Raw genomic sequence first — 14,831 nt, forward strand, 5'->3', positions numbered from 1 at the left:
ACTAACGCGCTTCGCGCATAAGTCTCCACGCTGCTTCGCTGTGCCAATCGCGGCAAAAGTAACCGAAAGCGCTCGCCTCGCAGCCCGCTTCATCCTGCGGTGCTCGCGTTTCGCGGGATGTGTTGAACGTCGCGCGAATGCTCCGCTGGCGCTACGCACAGTGCGCGCGACAACGCCTCTTGGATCGCGAAACGCTCCGCTCCTCGACGCGGGCTGACGGGGCGGACGAGCCGAAACAACGCGTACTTGATATAGGGTCTACGCTAATATCGTGATGAAAGCTCAGCAAATTTGCGGCGACTATATGGTTAGGTATCAGCACGCTCTCGACGGCTATGGCAAAACGGTGTCGGCAAGATCTATTGCTGGAACCGAAACAAGCGGGGTTCGATATACATGTCTGGGCTGCGCCAATGACTTGGTCGCACGAGTCAACGGTCAACAGCATCAACCCCATTTTGCGCACAAGATTCAAGTCGAGTGCAGCGGAGAGACCTATCTTCATCGTCTGGCAAAGCAAGTTTTTGTTGAGACTTATCAGAACTGTTTAGTTCACGAGACTCCGTTTGAAATCGTTTTGCCCGTTGATCGACGATGTGCGAAATACGCGCCGCTGATCAACAAGCATTGCAGTCTAGGTACAGCGGACAAGGCATTCGACCTTACAAACTACTATCGCGAAGTTCGGGTCGAAGCGCGAGATGGCTCGTTTGTTCCCGACGTAACTCTAGTCAGCCAAAAAAATCCGAACGACAAAATCTATGTAGAAATAGCGGTTACGCATTTTCTGTCCGAAGAAAAAGCCGCGTCATCAAACCGGATTATTGAAATCCCAGTCGAAAATGAATCGCATGTCGAACATATTCGCACAGCCAAGTTGACGACGAAGGTGGCATCGTTCCAAGGCTTCGCAGTGTCTACTGATCGCGTCCACGATGACGATTGCAAATGCGACGGTGAGAACTACTATGTATTTACGGCCTATCTATCCGGCAAAGCTATTCTGCGATTGATGACGCTACGCAGCTTGTTTTCCGAGGTGCGGAAAGATTCAGAGAAAATCGTTTATACGAATATCTCAAAGGCATCAGACAGATGGCAGGAGGACTTGGACTGGGACGGTCGGCGCTCGAAAGGTCGACCAGATCAATCGTCTTGGGATGCAGAGGACCGGGGTGGGCGATTCGTTCAAGAAGTGAAATTGGCAGCCGCGCGTGGAACCTCCGTACGCAACTGTTTTTTGTGTAAATACCACGGAACCAGCTACGACTTATCGCCTGGCGGCGGAATTTTCTGCAAAACATTCAAGAAGCGGTGCAACTCAAATGAAGCTGCCAGCTGCGAAAGGTTCAGGCGAGCCGAATAGTGGTTTGAGGTTGGTCGTTGATGCATCGAGAAACGTGAGTATCGCTGGATGAAGCCGGCTGCGAGGCGAGCGTTTTTGGTTACTGTTGCCGCGATTGAAAAAAGTGACTGACCCCGCGCGGCCTCAGAGCGCGCTGGTGGCTACCGCTGCCCGTGTTCGGAGCGCAAACATCACCCTCTCCCTAGCCCTCTCCCCTCAAGGGAGAGGGAACCACAAGCGTTCATGGTTCGACAGGCTCACCACGAACGGAAGTGCGCGCCACGAACGCAGGCCAAGCTGCCAACGGCGAGGCGAACCGCGCACTCGGCGCGCGCAGCAGCCGCAAAAACAAAAACCGCCGCAAAAGCGGCGGTTTTGGCAACGGCAGCCGCGGCTACCGGAATGCCTATCAGGCAATATCACCCTGAATAATCCGCAGCATCCGCCGCAGCGGCTCGGCGGCGCCCCACAGCAGCTGGTCGCCAATGGTGAAGGTGCCGAGGTATTCCGGGCCCATCGCGAGTTTGCGTACGCGGCCGACCGGGATGTTCATGGTGCCCGCGACGTTCTTGGCGGTGAGCTGCGTCTCGGTGGCGACGCGCTCGTTCGGCACGAACTTGGCCCACGGGTTGTCGTTTTTGATCATGTCCTCGATGTCGGCGAGGGGAACGTCCTTCTTGAGTTTGAAGGTGAGCGATTGCGAGTGGCAGCGCATCGAGCCGATGCGCACGCAGGTGGAGTCGATCGGGATCTCGGGCGTGCCAAACATCGAGCCCAAGCCCATGATCTTGTTGGTCTCGGCGCCGCCTTTCCATTCCTCAAGGCTGGTGCCGTCGCCGCGGTCGGCGTCGATCCAGGGGATCAAATTGCCGCCGAGCGGGATGCCGCGGAAGTTGGTGGTCTCTTCGGGTGTGAAGGCGCGCTGCTTGGCGGTGACCTTGCGGTCGATTTCGAGGATCGCGCTGGCCGGGTCGTCGAGCAGGTCTTTCACCTCAGCGTAGAGCGCGCCGTATTGCACCAGCAGCTCGCGCATATTGGGCGCGCCGCCGCCGGATGCGGCCTGGTAGGTGGAGGTCTGCATCCATTCGACAAGGCCGGCCTTGTACAGCGCGCCGACGCCCATCAGCATGCAGCTCACGGTGCAGTTGCCGCCGATCCAGTTGCTGATGCCTTTGCTGAGCGCCGTCTTGATGACCGGCATGTTGATCGGGTCGAGGATGATGATGGCGTCGTCGTCCATGCGCAGGATCTTCGACGCGTCAATCCAGTGGCCCTTCCAGCCCGCCTCGCGCAGCGGTTTGTAGATGGCTTTGGTGTAGTCACCACCCTGGCAGGTGATGATGATGTCCATGGTTTTGAGTGCGTTGACGTCATTGCCGTCCCGGAGAATCGGGTCGAATACCTTGCAGCCGGTAATCTTCGGCGCCGGTTTGCCGGCGGTGGAAGTGCTGAAAAAGGTGGTTTCAATGGCGTCAAAGTCGCGCTCTTCGCTCATGCGTTGCATGAGGACGGAGCCGACCATTCCTCGCCAACCAACGAGACCGACGCGCGGCACGGGTTGCAGGGCAGGCTGGGACATGATTTCCTCTCGGTGTGGAACGGGTTTGAAAAATGCTGCAATGCAGCGAACCCGCAAGGATACTGCATTTGCGGGCGATTCGCATGGTATTGCCTGATTTTTCAGCGGCGCCACCGAGGCTGCCGCCAGTGCGGCTAGAGCCGGGTCGCGACCAGCGGCTCGCTGCCGTTCCAGGTGCCGGCCATCGCGTTGCTGGTGAACATCGTCGGGCGAATGAATTGCTCCAGCGAACCCGTGGCCGTCCACGCGATGTCGATACCGAACGTGGATTCGAACCAGTATCCCCGGCCGTCCGCAGTGTTGGGTGGCGATTTCAGGTTGCCGGGCTTCGTCTTGCTGTAGGACACCCGGCCGCCTTTGCCGAAGTAGTAGTAATAAACCTTGCCGCGCCAGAGCACGCTCCAGTAGCCAAGCAGGCTGTCGCTGGCGGTGCCATAGGTGTCACCGGCGTCCCAATGGATCAACGTCACCAGGTTGTGCTCTGCCGTCATCGAGCCGGTCCAGACGCCGCCACCGCGCTCGGGGCAGTTGGGGTGATTGGCATAGGTGTGCATCGCCATCTTGCCGCCACCCAGATAGATCGTGCTGTGGCCATGCTTGTTGACTGTCTTTGAGAAGATCAGCACATCACCTTCCTTGAGCAGTCCGGCGTCCATGATGCGCTGGGCGTTGGCCTGATTGGTGAACTTGGCCAGCGTTTTGGTTTCGCTGTGGGCGGTCAGGCTGTTCAGCAGGTTCGGCACGCTCACGGTGCGCAGGCCGGGCGCGCCGCCGGCGGCAAGGCATTCGGTGACAAAGTGGGCGCAGTCGTTGAGCCCGTTGTACGGCGGCGGATTGGTCAATGAGTCGTCACTGCGGTTGTCGTACCAGGACGCCAGCATGATGGCGCCTGGATAGGACGAGGCCTTGCGGTTGCTGAGCAGTTTGCCGGCGTCGCTGCGCTTGATCAGGTAGAGACCTTCCAGCAGCCAGCGGGTGCGGGTGCCAGCGGTGTCAGGCTTGCTCTGGCCGTCGTAGCCAAGGAAGGCGCCGGTCCAGTCGGCGGACGACAGCTTGCGTTTGCTGATTTCGTTGGCGATGATCACCGGCTCGTTGGCAAGCCACGCCTTGCCGTCCTTGCAGGGTTGGTACCAGTAGGTGTTGGCGTAGGAAACGATTGCTGAACGGTCGATAGCCATGGCGTACTCCCATGAAACGGCTGGGGCGAAATACCCGGTCGGTGCTCCTGCTGATAGACGTATCCCGCATCGGGCGGGCGACAGCAACCGGGGGGCGATACAGCTTTGGTCGGAAAAGCCTATTCAATAAGGGCTCAGGGCGGTATTCGGCTGAAAGTCGACTGAGCTAGCCCGGTGCGGGCCGTTGGCTATGCCAGCTGGTACGGATCGGACCTGCTGGCGGGTGGCGGCCGGGTGCTCGCAAGCCGGGCAAAAGCGCCACTGTCGGGCGGTGGCTTCAAAAGCGGTGAGCCGATCAGATAAAATCTTGAGGTTGTCCGGCGCAAGTTGCTCGCGAGAAGCGATCGGGGTATGCGCAGTAGGACACGAAGCCTTACATGCGAGCCCTCGCGGCCATAACAACAAGTCTTTTCAAGCCACCAGCCTAGTGCGAAAGCACCCGCAAACGCAATGAGCGAACCTGTCAACACATCCAGACGCCGCACCCTGATTGCGGCCACCGCCGTGCCCGGCGCCATCACGGGGGCCGCAGCCGTGGCTCCCTTTGTGGCGACACTTGCCCCGTCGGAGCGCGCCAAAGCCGCCGGCGCACCGGTCGAGGTCGATATCTCGAACCTGAAGCCGGGCGAGAAGAAGAACGTCGAATGGCGTGGCAAGGTCGTGTGGGTGATGAAGCGCACCGCCGAACAGCTCGCGGCGCTGGAAAAAATCCCCGCCTCGCAATTGCAGGACCCGAAATCGGAGAAGGCCAACCAGCCGGCCTATGTGAATGGCGCCACCCGCTCCATCTCGCCCGATCTGGTGGTGATGGAAGGCGTCTGCACCCATCTCGGATGCTCGCCGACCGAGAAGGCAACGCCGGGCGAATTGGGCAATGACTGGCCGGGTGGCTTCTACTGCCCCTGCCACGGCTCCAAGTTCGACTTCGCCGGTCGCGTGTTCACCGGTTCGCCGGCGCCGCGCAACCTCGACATTCCGCCGCACAAGATTGACGGCACCAAGCTCGTCATTGGCATCGGCCAAGACGGTAAGGAGGCGTAATCATGGCTGGTACTCCTAGCAATCACCCCTCGATGTTCAAGAACCCGGTGCTGAACTGGGTTAATGACCGTTTCCCGCTGACCGCGCTGATCAAGACCTCGGCCAGCGAATACTACGCACCGAAGAACTTCAACTTCTGGTACTACTTCGGCTCGCTGGCGCTGCTGGTGCTGGTGCTGCAGATCGTCACCGGTATCTTCCTGACCATGAACTACAAGCCGGATGCGGCTTACGCGTTCGGGTCGGTCGAGTACATCATGCGCGACGTCGACTACGGTTGGCTCGTTCGCTACATGCACTCCACCGGCGCCTCGGCGTTCTTTGTGGTGGTCTACCTGCACATGTGCCGCGGCCTGATGTATGGCAGCTACCGCAAGCCGCGCGAGCTGACCTGGATCTTCGGCATGCTGATCTACCTGGCGCTGATGGCCGAAGCCTTCTTCGGTTATCTGCTGCCGTGGGGCCAGATGTCGTTCTGGGGCGCCCAGGTGATCGTCAACATCTTCTCGGCGATTCCGTTCATCGGGCCGGATCTCGCGGTCTGGATCCGCGGCGACTACGCCATTGGCGACGCCACGCTGAACCGCTTCTTCGCGTTCCATGTGATCGCGCTGCCGTTGGTGCTGCTGGGTCTGGTCGTGGCGCACTTGATCGCATTGCACGAAACCGGCTCCAACAATCCCGACGGCGTTGAAATCAACGAAGGCCCGAAGGGCAATCGCTGGTCGAAAGACGCACCGGCCGATGGCATTCCGTTCCATCCGTACTACACCGTCAAGGACATCCTCGGCGTAGTCGTCTTCCTGATGATCTTCACCGCCGTGGTGTTCTTCATGCCGGAAATGGGCGGCTACTTCCTCGAATACAACAACTTCATCCCGGCCGATCCGCTGAAGACCCCGCCGCACATCGCGCCGGTCTGGTACTTCACGCCGTATTACTCGATCCTGCGTGCGGTACCGCCGCTGTTCGGCTCGCAGTTCCCGGGCGTGATCGCGATGGGCCTGTCGGTGATGATCTTCTTTGCGCTGCCGTGGCTTGATCGTGGCGCCGTGAAGTCCATCCGCTACCGTGGCACGCTCTACAAGAGCTACTTCGCGATGTTCCTGGTCTGCTTCGTGCTGCTCGGGTACCTTGGCGTCAACTCTACCGACGTCTGGGGACAGTTCGGCGACTGGTCGAGCATGCTCGATACCAAGGATCGCGCGACCTGGGTGGCTCGTGTCTGCACCGTCGGCTACTTTGCCTTCTTCTTCCTGATGCCCTGGTACACCAAGGCCGACAAGACCAAGCCGGTACCGGCTCGCGTCACTTCGCACTAGAGGCAGGGAGAAAACAACAATGAAACTGAGAACATTTCTCGCTACGCTCGCGCTGGTCGTCGCTCCGACCGTGGCGCTGGCCTCGGGTGGCCCCGAGATCAAGTACGTAGGTGTCACTGCCGAACGTACCGACATCGCCTCGTTGCAGCGCGGTGCCCGGCTGTTCGTCAACTACTGTGTCAACTGCCACAGCGCGCAATACATGCGCTACAACCGCCTGAAAGACCTCAATCTCACCGAGGATCAGATCAAGCAAAACCTGATGTTCACCACCGACAAGATTGGTGACACCATGAAAGCCGCGATCAAGCCGAACGACGCCAAAGAGTGGTTTGGCGCGGTGCCGCCGGACCTGTCGGTGATGGCGCGCAGCTACACGACAGAAAAACTCGCCGGCTATCTGCGCAGCTTCTACGCCGACGACAATCGCGAAACGGGCTGGAACAATCTGGTGTCACCCAACATCGGCATGCCGCATGTGCTGAACGAGCTGTCCGGCCCGCAGAAGCTGGTTGAGACGGTGTTCACCGCCGACGGCAAGGAGATCAAGACTGATCACGACGCCGAAGCCCGCGCCAAAGCCGCGTTTGTCGCTGCCAACACGATGGCTGCCTTCGAGCATCATTCCGAGAAGAAGGATGGCAAGACGGTCAATCACTACGTGGTGAAGACCATCGCCAGCGCCGGTCCGGGCGCGATGACCGCGCAGCAATACGACGCTGCGGTGGCTGATCTGGTCAACTTCATGGATTACGTTGCCGAGCCGCACAAGGCAAAGCGCATTCAGATCGGCATCATTGCCCTGTTCCTGCTTGGCTTCCTGCTTGCCGCTGCCTACGCGCTCAAGAAGGAATACTGGAGCGATGTGCACTAGGCACATTTGATCCGCACCGGGCGTTGCGCGCACACTGCGTTGTCGCCCGTGTCACCCGCAAGGCAGGCCACAAGCCTGCCTTATGTCTTTCATAGAACCTGATTTTTCCGCGGTGCGAAACGTTGACAAGCGTTGCAAGCGTGGCACAGCAAGCAAAGGAAACTCTGCCCCATGATGACCCTGTACTCCGGCACGACCGACCCCTTCAGCCACCAGTGCCGCATTGTCCTGCACGAAAAGGGCATGGACTTCCAGATCATTGACGTCGACCTCGACCACAAGCCCGAGGATCTGGCAGTGATGAATCCGTACAACACGGTGCCGGTACTGGTCGAGCGCGACCTGATCCTGCATGAGTCGAACATCATCAACGAATACATCGACGAGCGTTTTCCGCATCCGCAGCTGATGCCCGCCGATCCGGCGACGCGCGGCCGCGCACGCCTGTTCCTGCACCGCTTTCACCGCGAAATCTTCGTGCATGTCGAAGAGCTCGAAAAGAAAGCGCCGAAAAACGCTGACAAGGCACGCGCCTCGATCCGTGATCGCCTGACCGAGATTTCGGTGGTGTTCAACAAGCAGAAGCACATGCTGGGTGACGACTACTCGATGCTTGACGTTGCGCTGGCGCCGCTCTTGTGGCGCCTCTCGCACTACGAGATCGAACTGCCGAAGACGGCCGCGCCGGTGCTCAAGTACGCCGAGCGCCTGTTCAGCCGTCAGGGCTTTATCGACGCGCTGACGCCGGCCGAACGCGGCATGCGTCGTTAAGCGCGGCGCACTCGCACAACGCGTCACGTCCATGAGCGAACAATCCGCCAAGCCTTACCTGGTCCGTGCACTGTACGAATGGTGCGTGGAGCAGGGCTACACGCCGTATCTTGCCGTTCGCGTGAACAGCAAGACGCGGGTGCCGGCGGCGTTCGTGAAGAACGGCGAAATCGTGCTCAATGTCGGCCCGTTGGCGACCCATCAGTTGAAGATGGACAACGACTGGGTGCTGTTCAATGCACGTTTCAATGGCGCCTCGCAAGAGGTTGCAGTTCCGTTCGCTGCGGTGATCGGCATCTTTGCTAAGGAAACCGGCTACGGCATGGGCTTCCAGCCAACACTCGACGCAGCAGGTACTGAGTCGACGGAGGCAGCGACCGAAGCCACGACGGACGACAACGGCAGCGCACCAGCCGGGAGCCCCTCCGCGGCTACGACGCCAGCGTCCGGCAAAGGCAAAGTCAGTCACCTCAAAGTCGTCAAGTAAAATTAAGCAAGCAGTTTTCTGCACGCCGATTTAGCTCAGTGGTAGAGCAACCGCCTTGTAAGCGGTAGGTCGTCAGTTCAATCCCGACAATCGGCACCATTCCCCTCGTTCGCTGCGCGCCATGCATGGCTGTCGGTGCGAACGGTTGTTACAGGCCAGCGCACGGCCTTTGATGTGCGCGACTGGAGCAGCCGTTTTTTTGACAGGCGTGCTCGTCCGCGTCAGAGGCCCAATCCCATTCCGTGCGGGCCTCGCTTTAGTTCAAACGAAATGACTCAAAATTCCAATCGTGGCAATGCGCCACGCCATCCGCGTTCGCCCCTGCCCAAGCACGGCGGTCAACACAACGCACCACAAGGCGGGCAGCAACGTGGTCCGCAAAATCGTCCGCCGCACGGCGCTCCGCGCTCCAGCGGTTCCGCGCTGTTCGCGACACCTCCGAAAAAGGTAAGCAACTGGCTCGATGACGACAGTCTGGCCGCGCCGGCCGTCGCGCCCGCGCGCGCACCGGCGACCGTCGCACCGGCTGCGCCGGTCGCATCCGTCACGCCCGCCGCCGCGCTGAGGCCCGTTGCAGCGGCCGTCGCGGCTGAGACTCAACCTGCTGCGGCCGATCACGGCTTCGCCGCGCTGGGGCTGCGTGACGAGCTCGTGCGCGCCGTGCTCGCGCATGGCTACAGCACGCCGACGCCGATCCAGCGTCAGGCCATCCCCGCCGTGCTGCAGGGCGGCGACCTGCTGGGCGGCGCCCAGACCGGTACTGGCAAGACGGCTGGCTTCGTGCTGCCGATGCTGCAGCGCCTCATGAACTCTACGGCACCCACCGGCCAGCGCGGCAAGCGCCTGCCGCGCGCGCTGATCCTGGCGCCGACGCGTGAGCTCGCCGCCCAGGTCGAAGAAAGCGTGCGCGTCTACGGCAAGTTCCTGCCGCTGACGTCCACCTGCATCTTCGGCGGCGTCGGCATCAATCCGCAGATCGACGCCGTGCGCCGTGGCGTCGACATCATCGTCGCGACGCCGGGCCGCCTGCTCGACATCTACGGTCAGCGCGCGATCGACTTCTCGGGCATCGAGATCCTGGTGCTCGACGAGGCCGACCGCATGCTCGACATGGGCTTCATCCACGACATCAAGAAGGTGCTCGCGGCACTGCCGGCCAAGCGCCAGAACCTGCTGTTCAGCGCGACCTTCAGCGACGACATCAAGGCGCTGGCCGATCGCCTGCTCAACAACCCGCAGGCGATCGAGGTCGCCCGCCGCAACACGACCGTCGAGGTCGTCGAGCAGTCCGTCGTGCAGGTCGAGAAGGCGCACAAGGCGAAGCTGCTGATCCATCTGGTCAAGTCGCGCGACTGGCAGCAGACGCTGGTCTTCACGCGCACCAAACACGGCGCCAACCGCCTGGCCGAGCAGCTCGAAAAATCCGGCATCGTCGCCATGGCGATCCACGGCAACAAGAGCCAGGGCGCGCGCACCAAGGCGCTGGCCGGGTTCAAGGACGGCAGCGTGCGGGTGCTGGTCGCGACCGACATCGCGGCGCGCGGCATCGACATCGACCAGCTGCCGCAGGTCGTCAATTACGAACTGCCCAATGTGCCCGAGGACTACGTGCACCGCATCGGCCGCACCGGGCGCGCTGGCGCCAGTGGGCAAGCGCTGTCGCTGGTCATGCAGGAAGAGCTGCCGCTGCTGAAGGACATCGAGAAGTTCAGCAAGCAGAGCATCCCGCGCGTCAAGATCGACGGCTTCGATCCGTCGGCGCTGCCCGATCCGGTTGCCGCCGTGTCCGATGCCCGCGATGCCGAATGGCAGGCCCGCGGTGGCCGTCCGGCACCGCGTCGCTCCGCGAGCAAACCGCAGGGTGCGCCGCGCGGTAGTCATGGTCGCAGCGGTAGCGGCGGGCAGGGGCGTAGCGGCGGGGGTGCAGGCGCAGGTAACGCCGGCGCGAGCGGACAGCAACGCACCCCCAGCAGCCCACCACGCACGTTTTCGACCACCGCCTCGCCCAGCGCGCGGCCGCGTTCAGGTGGTACTTCGCGGCGGTAACGCCAGCAAGTTAACGGATTCTGCGTGATCAGCTTCCGGCTGAAAGTACAGTTTGATCAGGGCTTGAAGGCCGTTTTGATGGAAGTTGATTTCCCATCATTTCGGCCGTTTAGCCCTTTTGCAATGGGCTTTTCAGCCAAAAGCTGATGGTGAAGCTCAGGCATTGACTATGGTGTCTCTGCCCGTACCTGAAACACATTGCCTTCGGGATCAACACCGTCGCAAATACGCTCTGAACCCAGTTGCCATTCGCGATCTGGTGGGTTCAGCTCGCCGCCCAGCCGCGCTGCAGTCGCTCGCGCGATGGCGATGTCGGCTACCGGAAACACCAGCTTGATGGCGGCTTCCTCGCGGCGTTCGGGCGGAGAGCTGGTCTCGAAGGTGGCGGCGATGTGCGGCGGGATGCCGTGTACCACCAGCTCGAAGGCGCCGGTGCCAAGCCGCGCCCAGGTCGGCCCCGCTTCGGTGACCGACAGACCAGCCACGGCTTCATAGAACGCACGCATGCGGGCCACGTCCTTGACAAACAGGACGGCGCCGAACTTGTTCATGACTTCCTCCCTGTCTCGCGTTGTGGGCTGTGGTGGCGACGCGGTGCGTCACGTCCGATTGCCCTGATCAATCCGGCCTCGGCAACAAGTCCATCACGCGTTGCCGTGTCGACACCGACCCGCACATCTGCGCGACGTACTGCAATGCCATACGATGCTCGGGTTCGCTGTAGTCACCCAGCGCGTCGGCGACCATCGTCATCTGGACGTTGCGCATGTAGCCGTCAATGCAGCTCACCATCACGCCATGATGCGCGAATACACCGCAGACGATGACCTGATCGCGGTTCATCTTGTGCAGCGTCGGTTCCAGTTCAGTGTCAAAGAACGCGCTGTGGCGGGGTTTGTGAATCACATATTCGTCCGCCCGGGGCGCCAGCGCATCAATGATTTCGCAATCACGATCAGTCACATGAGCCGCGTTGAGCCCGTCGCCCCAGACGGTGAGCCCAAGGCCGCGCTCGAAGCGTGACTTCGCACGCTCACCACGGCAGAAAAACACGGGCAGCCGGGCGTTGCGGAACGCGCTCAGCAGGGACGAAACATTCGCCACCAGCGGGGCAGGATCGGTGAACAGATCCACCCAGTAGTTCTGCATGTCATGCACCAGCAGTACCACGCGGTCGGCGCTCAGTGGCCAGCTGATCTTGTTGTACGCGACGCACTCTTCACCGGGTAGCGGGTAGGGCGCGATCGGGTTGCGAGCCAGCGTGCGCTGGGACTGGATGGTGGTGTTGTGTGTCGTCATGCGGACTCCGGGGCGAACATGCACAATACCCGAATCTTTATCTGCGGGCACCCCTCTCATGAACAGCACCAGCGTGTCGTCCCTCTCCGGCCGGGTTGCCCTGATTACCGGCGCCAACACCGGCATTGGTCTGGTGACGGCGCGAGAACTGGCGCGACAAGGGGCACATGTGTTCATTGCATGCCGGTCGCAGGAGAAGGGGCGCGCCGCCGTCGATGACATTCGCGGTGTTGTCGCGGGAGCGCAGGTTGAGTTGTTGCCGGTCGATCTTGGTGATTTTGACTCCGTACGCCGCTGCGCCGCCGCCTTTCTCGCGCGCAACCTGCCGCTGCATCTGCTGATCAACAATGCCGGCCTTGCCGGCGCGCGTGGCCTCACCACGTCGGGCTTCGAGCTCGCGTTCGGCACCAATCACATGGGGCACTTTCTGCTCACCGACCTGCTGCTGGAGCGCATCAGAGCCTCGGCGCCAGCGCGCATCATCACCGTGTCCAGCCGCGCTCACACACGAGTGCCCGGCATCGATTTCAACCTGCTTCGGCAACCGACCGCAACTACCAGCGGCATCCGCGAATACGGCGTGTCGAAGCTCGCCAATCTGCTGTTCAGCGCGGAGCTGGGCCGCCGTCTCGCGGGCAGCGGCGTCACTACCTATGCGCTGCACCCGGGCGTCGTCGCGACTGACGTCTGGCGCGAGTTGCCGTGGCCGCTGCGCTCGCTCATCAAGCTGTGGATGATCGACGCCGAAGCGGGCGCGCAGACGACGCTGCACTGCGCGGCGTCCGCCGGGGCAGCGGGTGAGACTGGGTTGTACTACGACAAGTGTCGCGTCAGGACGCCTAGCAGCGCCGGGCAGGATGTGGCGCTGGCGGCGGAACTTTGGCGGCGCAGCGATGACTGGATTGGTTGAGGCTTGCGCGTCAGCTACTGCGACAGGGCGGGACATCCTTATGGATAAATGCGGCGCTTTGCGATAACCTGAAATCGACGCCGCGATTCGCTTCGAATCAGCTGATCGCGGCGGCAGTCAAGCCATTCTCAGGGGGACTTTCATGGTTTGCATACCAGCCACAAAACGCGTTCGGAGCGCGATTGCGTTTGCAGCACGCTGCTTTACTGGCGCGATCACGGTGGCATTCGCCAGCGCAATCGTCAGCGCCCAGACATTCACCATCACCTTCGATGCCGGTGACCCGATCGGCGGTCTGCCGGTGGGTACCGTGCTGGGCAACCAGTACACCGCGTCGACCGGTGCGACATTTTCGGCCAATGCCTTCAGTGGCGCCGGCGGTCCAGTCGGGAACTGGGCCACCAATACCGATATGACCGTTGTCAGCAGCGCCGGCACAGACGTCGGAGGACTCGGCATACCGCCGCTGGTCAGCGGCAACCTGCTGCGTTCATTCAACGGCTGGCTGGGCGAGAATGGCGATGCCAGCATTCGCATGACGCTGTCGCCGCCAGCGCAAAGCTGCAGCGTGACCTTTGGCGGGATAGCGACCCCATCGTCCACCCGCCTGCAAGCATTCGACGCCGGCAATACCCTGATTTCTTCAGCCGTCGCGACTGCGGGGAGCGCGGGGCAGCAGACGCTCACTGTCTCGGGTGTTGGCAATGTCATCGCCTCGGTCGCCATCCTGCCGGGCGATTTCAATGACTGGGTCGGCGTCGACAACATCACTTGCACCCGCGTGGTCGTCGGCCCGACCAAGCTGGCCATCACTGCGCAACCCACACCTTCTGTGCAGGCGCTGGCGCCATTCAACGTCAGCGTACAGACGCAGAACGCGGCGAATGCGCCAACCAATGTCACCGCTGCAACCACCGTCAGTGTGGCGATCCAGACGGGTACTGGTGCTCTCACCGGCACGACGTCCTGCAACATTGCTGTGGGCGCCAACAGTTGCACGATCACGGGCATTGCCAGTAACGCGGTACAGACCGGCCTCGTGCTGCGCGCGACTGCAGTACCCGCGTTGACCGCCGCCGATACCGCGCCCTTCGACGTGACGGCCATCCCGCAAACGATCACCGGCTTTGCCCCGGCGTCGCCGGTCGTGTTTGGCGCGGCGCCTGCCACGCTGACGGCAACCGGTGGTGGGTCCGGCAACGCGGTTGTCTTTGCGACTACGAGTGCGCCTTCGATCTGCACGGTCGCGGGCAACCTGGTGACCTTTGTTGGTGTCGGCACCTGCAACCTGACCGCCAATCAGGCAGGGGGCGGCAACTACAGCGCAGCGCCGCAGGTCACGGCGAGCATCGTGATTGGCCTCGCTCCGCAAACAATCACTGGCTTTGCCCCGGCTTCGCCGGTCGTGTTTGGCGCGCCACCCGCAACCTTGACGGCAACGGGTGGCGGCTCTGGCAACCCGGTTGTCTTTGCGACTACGAGTGCACCATCCATCTGCACAGTCGCCGGCAGCGTGGTGACCTTCGTTGGCGTCGGTACCTGCAACCTGACGGCAAATCAGGCCGCCGGGGGCAACTTTGCGGCTGCGCCGCAGGTCACGGCGAGTATCGTCATCAACCCGGCCGCGTCGGTCATCACCGGGTTCAACCCGCCGCCGGTGGTGAACCTCGGGACTGGGCCCATCACACTCACGGCGACTGGTGCGCCGTCAGGCGTGCCGATCGTATTTGCCACGACCAGCGCATCGTCGATCTGCACTGTCAGCGGCAACCAGGTGATTCTGGTCGGCCAGGGCAACTGCATTCTCACCGCCAATCAGGCGGCGGGCGGCGGCTTCGCGGCGGCCCCGCAGGTCACGGCGACGATGTTGATCATCGCGGCTGCGGCCCAGGTGCCGGTGCTCGACCTGGGAGCACTTGCGGCGCTGATGGCCTTGCTGGTGGCTACGGGCGCCTGGCTGCGGCGTAAAGCGTAGCAGG

General features: G+C 61.9%; 13 protein-coding genes and 1 tRNA gene. 10 read left to right on the forward strand and 4 right to left on the reverse strand.

Annotated features, from left to right (window positions below; genetic code table 11):
* Window positions 1-271 precede the first annotated feature (271 nt).
* Complete coding sequence (locus tag FKL89_RS06370; RefSeq protein WP_162527414.1) at window positions 272-1,366, forward strand: competence protein CoiA family protein; 1,095 nt, start codon at window positions 272-274, stop codon at window positions 1,364-1,366.
* A gap of 388 nt (window positions 1,367-1,754) precedes the next feature.
* On the opposite strand, the gene asd is transcribed toward FKL89_RS06370, so the two are convergent.
* Window positions 1,755-2,924, reverse strand: coding sequence for an aspartate-semialdehyde dehydrogenase (gene asd, locus FKL89_RS06375; RefSeq protein ID WP_156861967.1), 1,170 nt, complete (start codon window positions 2,922-2,924; stop codon window positions 1,755-1,757).
* Window positions 2,925-3,058: 134 nt separating this feature from the next.
* On the reverse strand, window positions 3,059-4,102 hold the full coding sequence (locus FKL89_RS06380) for a hypothetical protein (RefSeq protein WP_156861968.1): 1,044 nt from the start codon (window positions 4,100-4,102) through the stop codon (window positions 3,059-3,061).
* 450 nt (window positions 4,103-4,552) lie between these two features.
* Between FKL89_RS06380 and petA the strand changes: the two genes are divergently transcribed.
* The 7 genes from petA to FKL89_RS06415 all read left to right on the forward strand — a co-directional run bounded on the left by petA (window position 4,553) and on the right by FKL89_RS06415 (window position 10,643).
* Entirely contained in the window at window positions 4,553-5,143 is a 591-nt protein-coding gene (petA, locus tag FKL89_RS06385; protein WP_156861969.1) for a ubiquinol-cytochrome c reductase iron-sulfur subunit, read from the forward strand.
* A 2-nt stretch (window positions 5,144-5,145) separates the two neighbouring features.
* Entirely contained in the window at window positions 5,146-6,465 is a 1,320-nt protein-coding gene (locus FKL89_RS06390) for a cytochrome b (RefSeq protein WP_238363510.1), read from the forward strand.
* Between the two features lie 19 nt (window positions 6,466-6,484).
* The gene (locus FKL89_RS06395; protein ID WP_156861970.1) at window positions 6,485-7,339 is read left to right on the forward strand and encodes a cytochrome c1; all 855 of its coding nucleotides are present in this window, start codon (window positions 6,485-6,487) and stop codon (window positions 7,337-7,339) included.
* Between the two features lie 171 nt (window positions 7,340-7,510).
* The gene (locus FKL89_RS06400) at window positions 7,511-8,110 is read left to right on the forward strand and encodes a glutathione S-transferase N-terminal domain-containing protein (RefSeq protein ID WP_156861971.1); all 600 of its coding nucleotides are present in this window, start codon (window positions 7,511-7,513) and stop codon (window positions 8,108-8,110) included.
* A gap of 31 nt (window positions 8,111-8,141) precedes the next feature.
* Complete coding sequence (locus FKL89_RS06405) at window positions 8,142-8,597, forward strand: ClpXP protease specificity-enhancing factor (RefSeq protein WP_156861972.1); 456 nt, start codon at window positions 8,142-8,144, stop codon at window positions 8,595-8,597.
* Between the two features lie 24 nt (window positions 8,598-8,621).
* Window positions 8,622-8,696: transfer RNA gene (locus FKL89_RS06410), tRNA-Thr, on the forward strand.
* Between the two features lie 462 nt (window positions 8,697-9,158).
* Window positions 9,159-10,643, forward strand: coding sequence for a DEAD/DEAH box helicase (locus tag FKL89_RS06415; protein ID WP_156864583.1), 1,485 nt, complete (start codon window positions 9,159-9,161; stop codon window positions 10,641-10,643).
* A 167-nt stretch (window positions 10,644-10,810) separates the two neighbouring features.
* On the opposite strand, the gene FKL89_RS06420 is transcribed toward FKL89_RS06415, so the two are convergent.
* Window positions 10,811-11,194, reverse strand: a complete 384-nt coding sequence (locus FKL89_RS06420; protein WP_156861973.1) for a VOC family protein — start codon at window positions 11,192-11,194, stop codon at window positions 10,811-10,813.
* Window positions 11,195-11,261: 67 nt separating this feature from the next.
* A complete protein-coding gene (locus FKL89_RS06425) occupies window positions 11,262-11,942 on the reverse strand; it encodes an isochorismatase family protein (protein WP_162527415.1) in 681 nt (226 codons plus the stop codon).
* Window positions 11,943-12,000: 58 nt separating this feature from the next.
* Between FKL89_RS06425 and FKL89_RS06430 the strand changes: the two genes are divergently transcribed.
* Both FKL89_RS06430 and FKL89_RS06435 read left to right on the forward strand, forming a co-directional pair.
* Complete coding sequence (locus FKL89_RS06430; protein ID WP_156861975.1) at window positions 12,001-12,852, forward strand: SDR family oxidoreductase; 852 nt, start codon at window positions 12,001-12,003, stop codon at window positions 12,850-12,852.
* A 220-nt stretch (window positions 12,853-13,072) separates the two neighbouring features.
* Window positions 13,073-14,827, forward strand: a complete 1,755-nt coding sequence (locus FKL89_RS06435; RefSeq protein WP_156861976.1) for a hypothetical protein — start codon at window positions 13,073-13,075, stop codon at window positions 14,825-14,827.
* Window positions 14,828-14,831 lie beyond the last annotated feature (4 nt).

The organism is Casimicrobium huifangae (assembly GCF_009746125.1).
GTDB lineage: Bacteria > Pseudomonadota > Gammaproteobacteria > Burkholderiales > Casimicrobiaceae > Casimicrobium > Casimicrobium huifangae.

Coding starts and splice junctions, on each gene's coding strand:
- asd (WP_156861967.1), bottom strand. CDS start 2,924: ATGTCCCAGCCTGCCCTGCAACCCGTGCCGCGCGTCGGTCTCGTTGGT.
- FKL89_RS06380 (WP_156861968.1), bottom strand. CDS start 4,102: ATGGCTATCGACCGTTCAGCAATCGTTTCCTACGCCAACACCTACTGG.
- petA (WP_156861969.1), top strand. CDS start 4,553: ATGAGCGAACCTGTCAACACATCCAGACGCCGCACCCTGATTGCGGCC.
- FKL89_RS06390 (WP_238363510.1), top strand. CDS start 5,146: ATGGCTGGTACTCCTAGCAATCACCCCTCGATGTTCAAGAACCCGGTG.
- FKL89_RS06395 (WP_156861970.1), top strand. CDS start 6,485: ATGAAACTGAGAACATTTCTCGCTACGCTCGCGCTGGTCGTCGCTCCG.
- FKL89_RS06400 (WP_156861971.1), top strand. CDS start 7,511: ATGATGACCCTGTACTCCGGCACGACCGACCCCTTCAGCCACCAGTGC.
- FKL89_RS06405 (WP_156861972.1), top strand. CDS start 8,142: ATGAGCGAACAATCCGCCAAGCCTTACCTGGTCCGTGCACTGTACGAA.
- FKL89_RS06420 (WP_156861973.1), bottom strand. CDS start 11,194: ATGAACAAGTTCGGCGCCGTCCTGTTTGTCAAGGACGTGGCCCGCATG.
- FKL89_RS06425 (WP_162527415.1), bottom strand. CDS start 11,942: ATGACGACACACAACACCACCATCCAGTCCCAGCGCACGCTGGCTCGC.
- FKL89_RS06430 (WP_156861975.1), top strand. CDS start 12,001: ATGAACAGCACCAGCGTGTCGTCCCTCTCCGGCCGGGTTGCCCTGATT.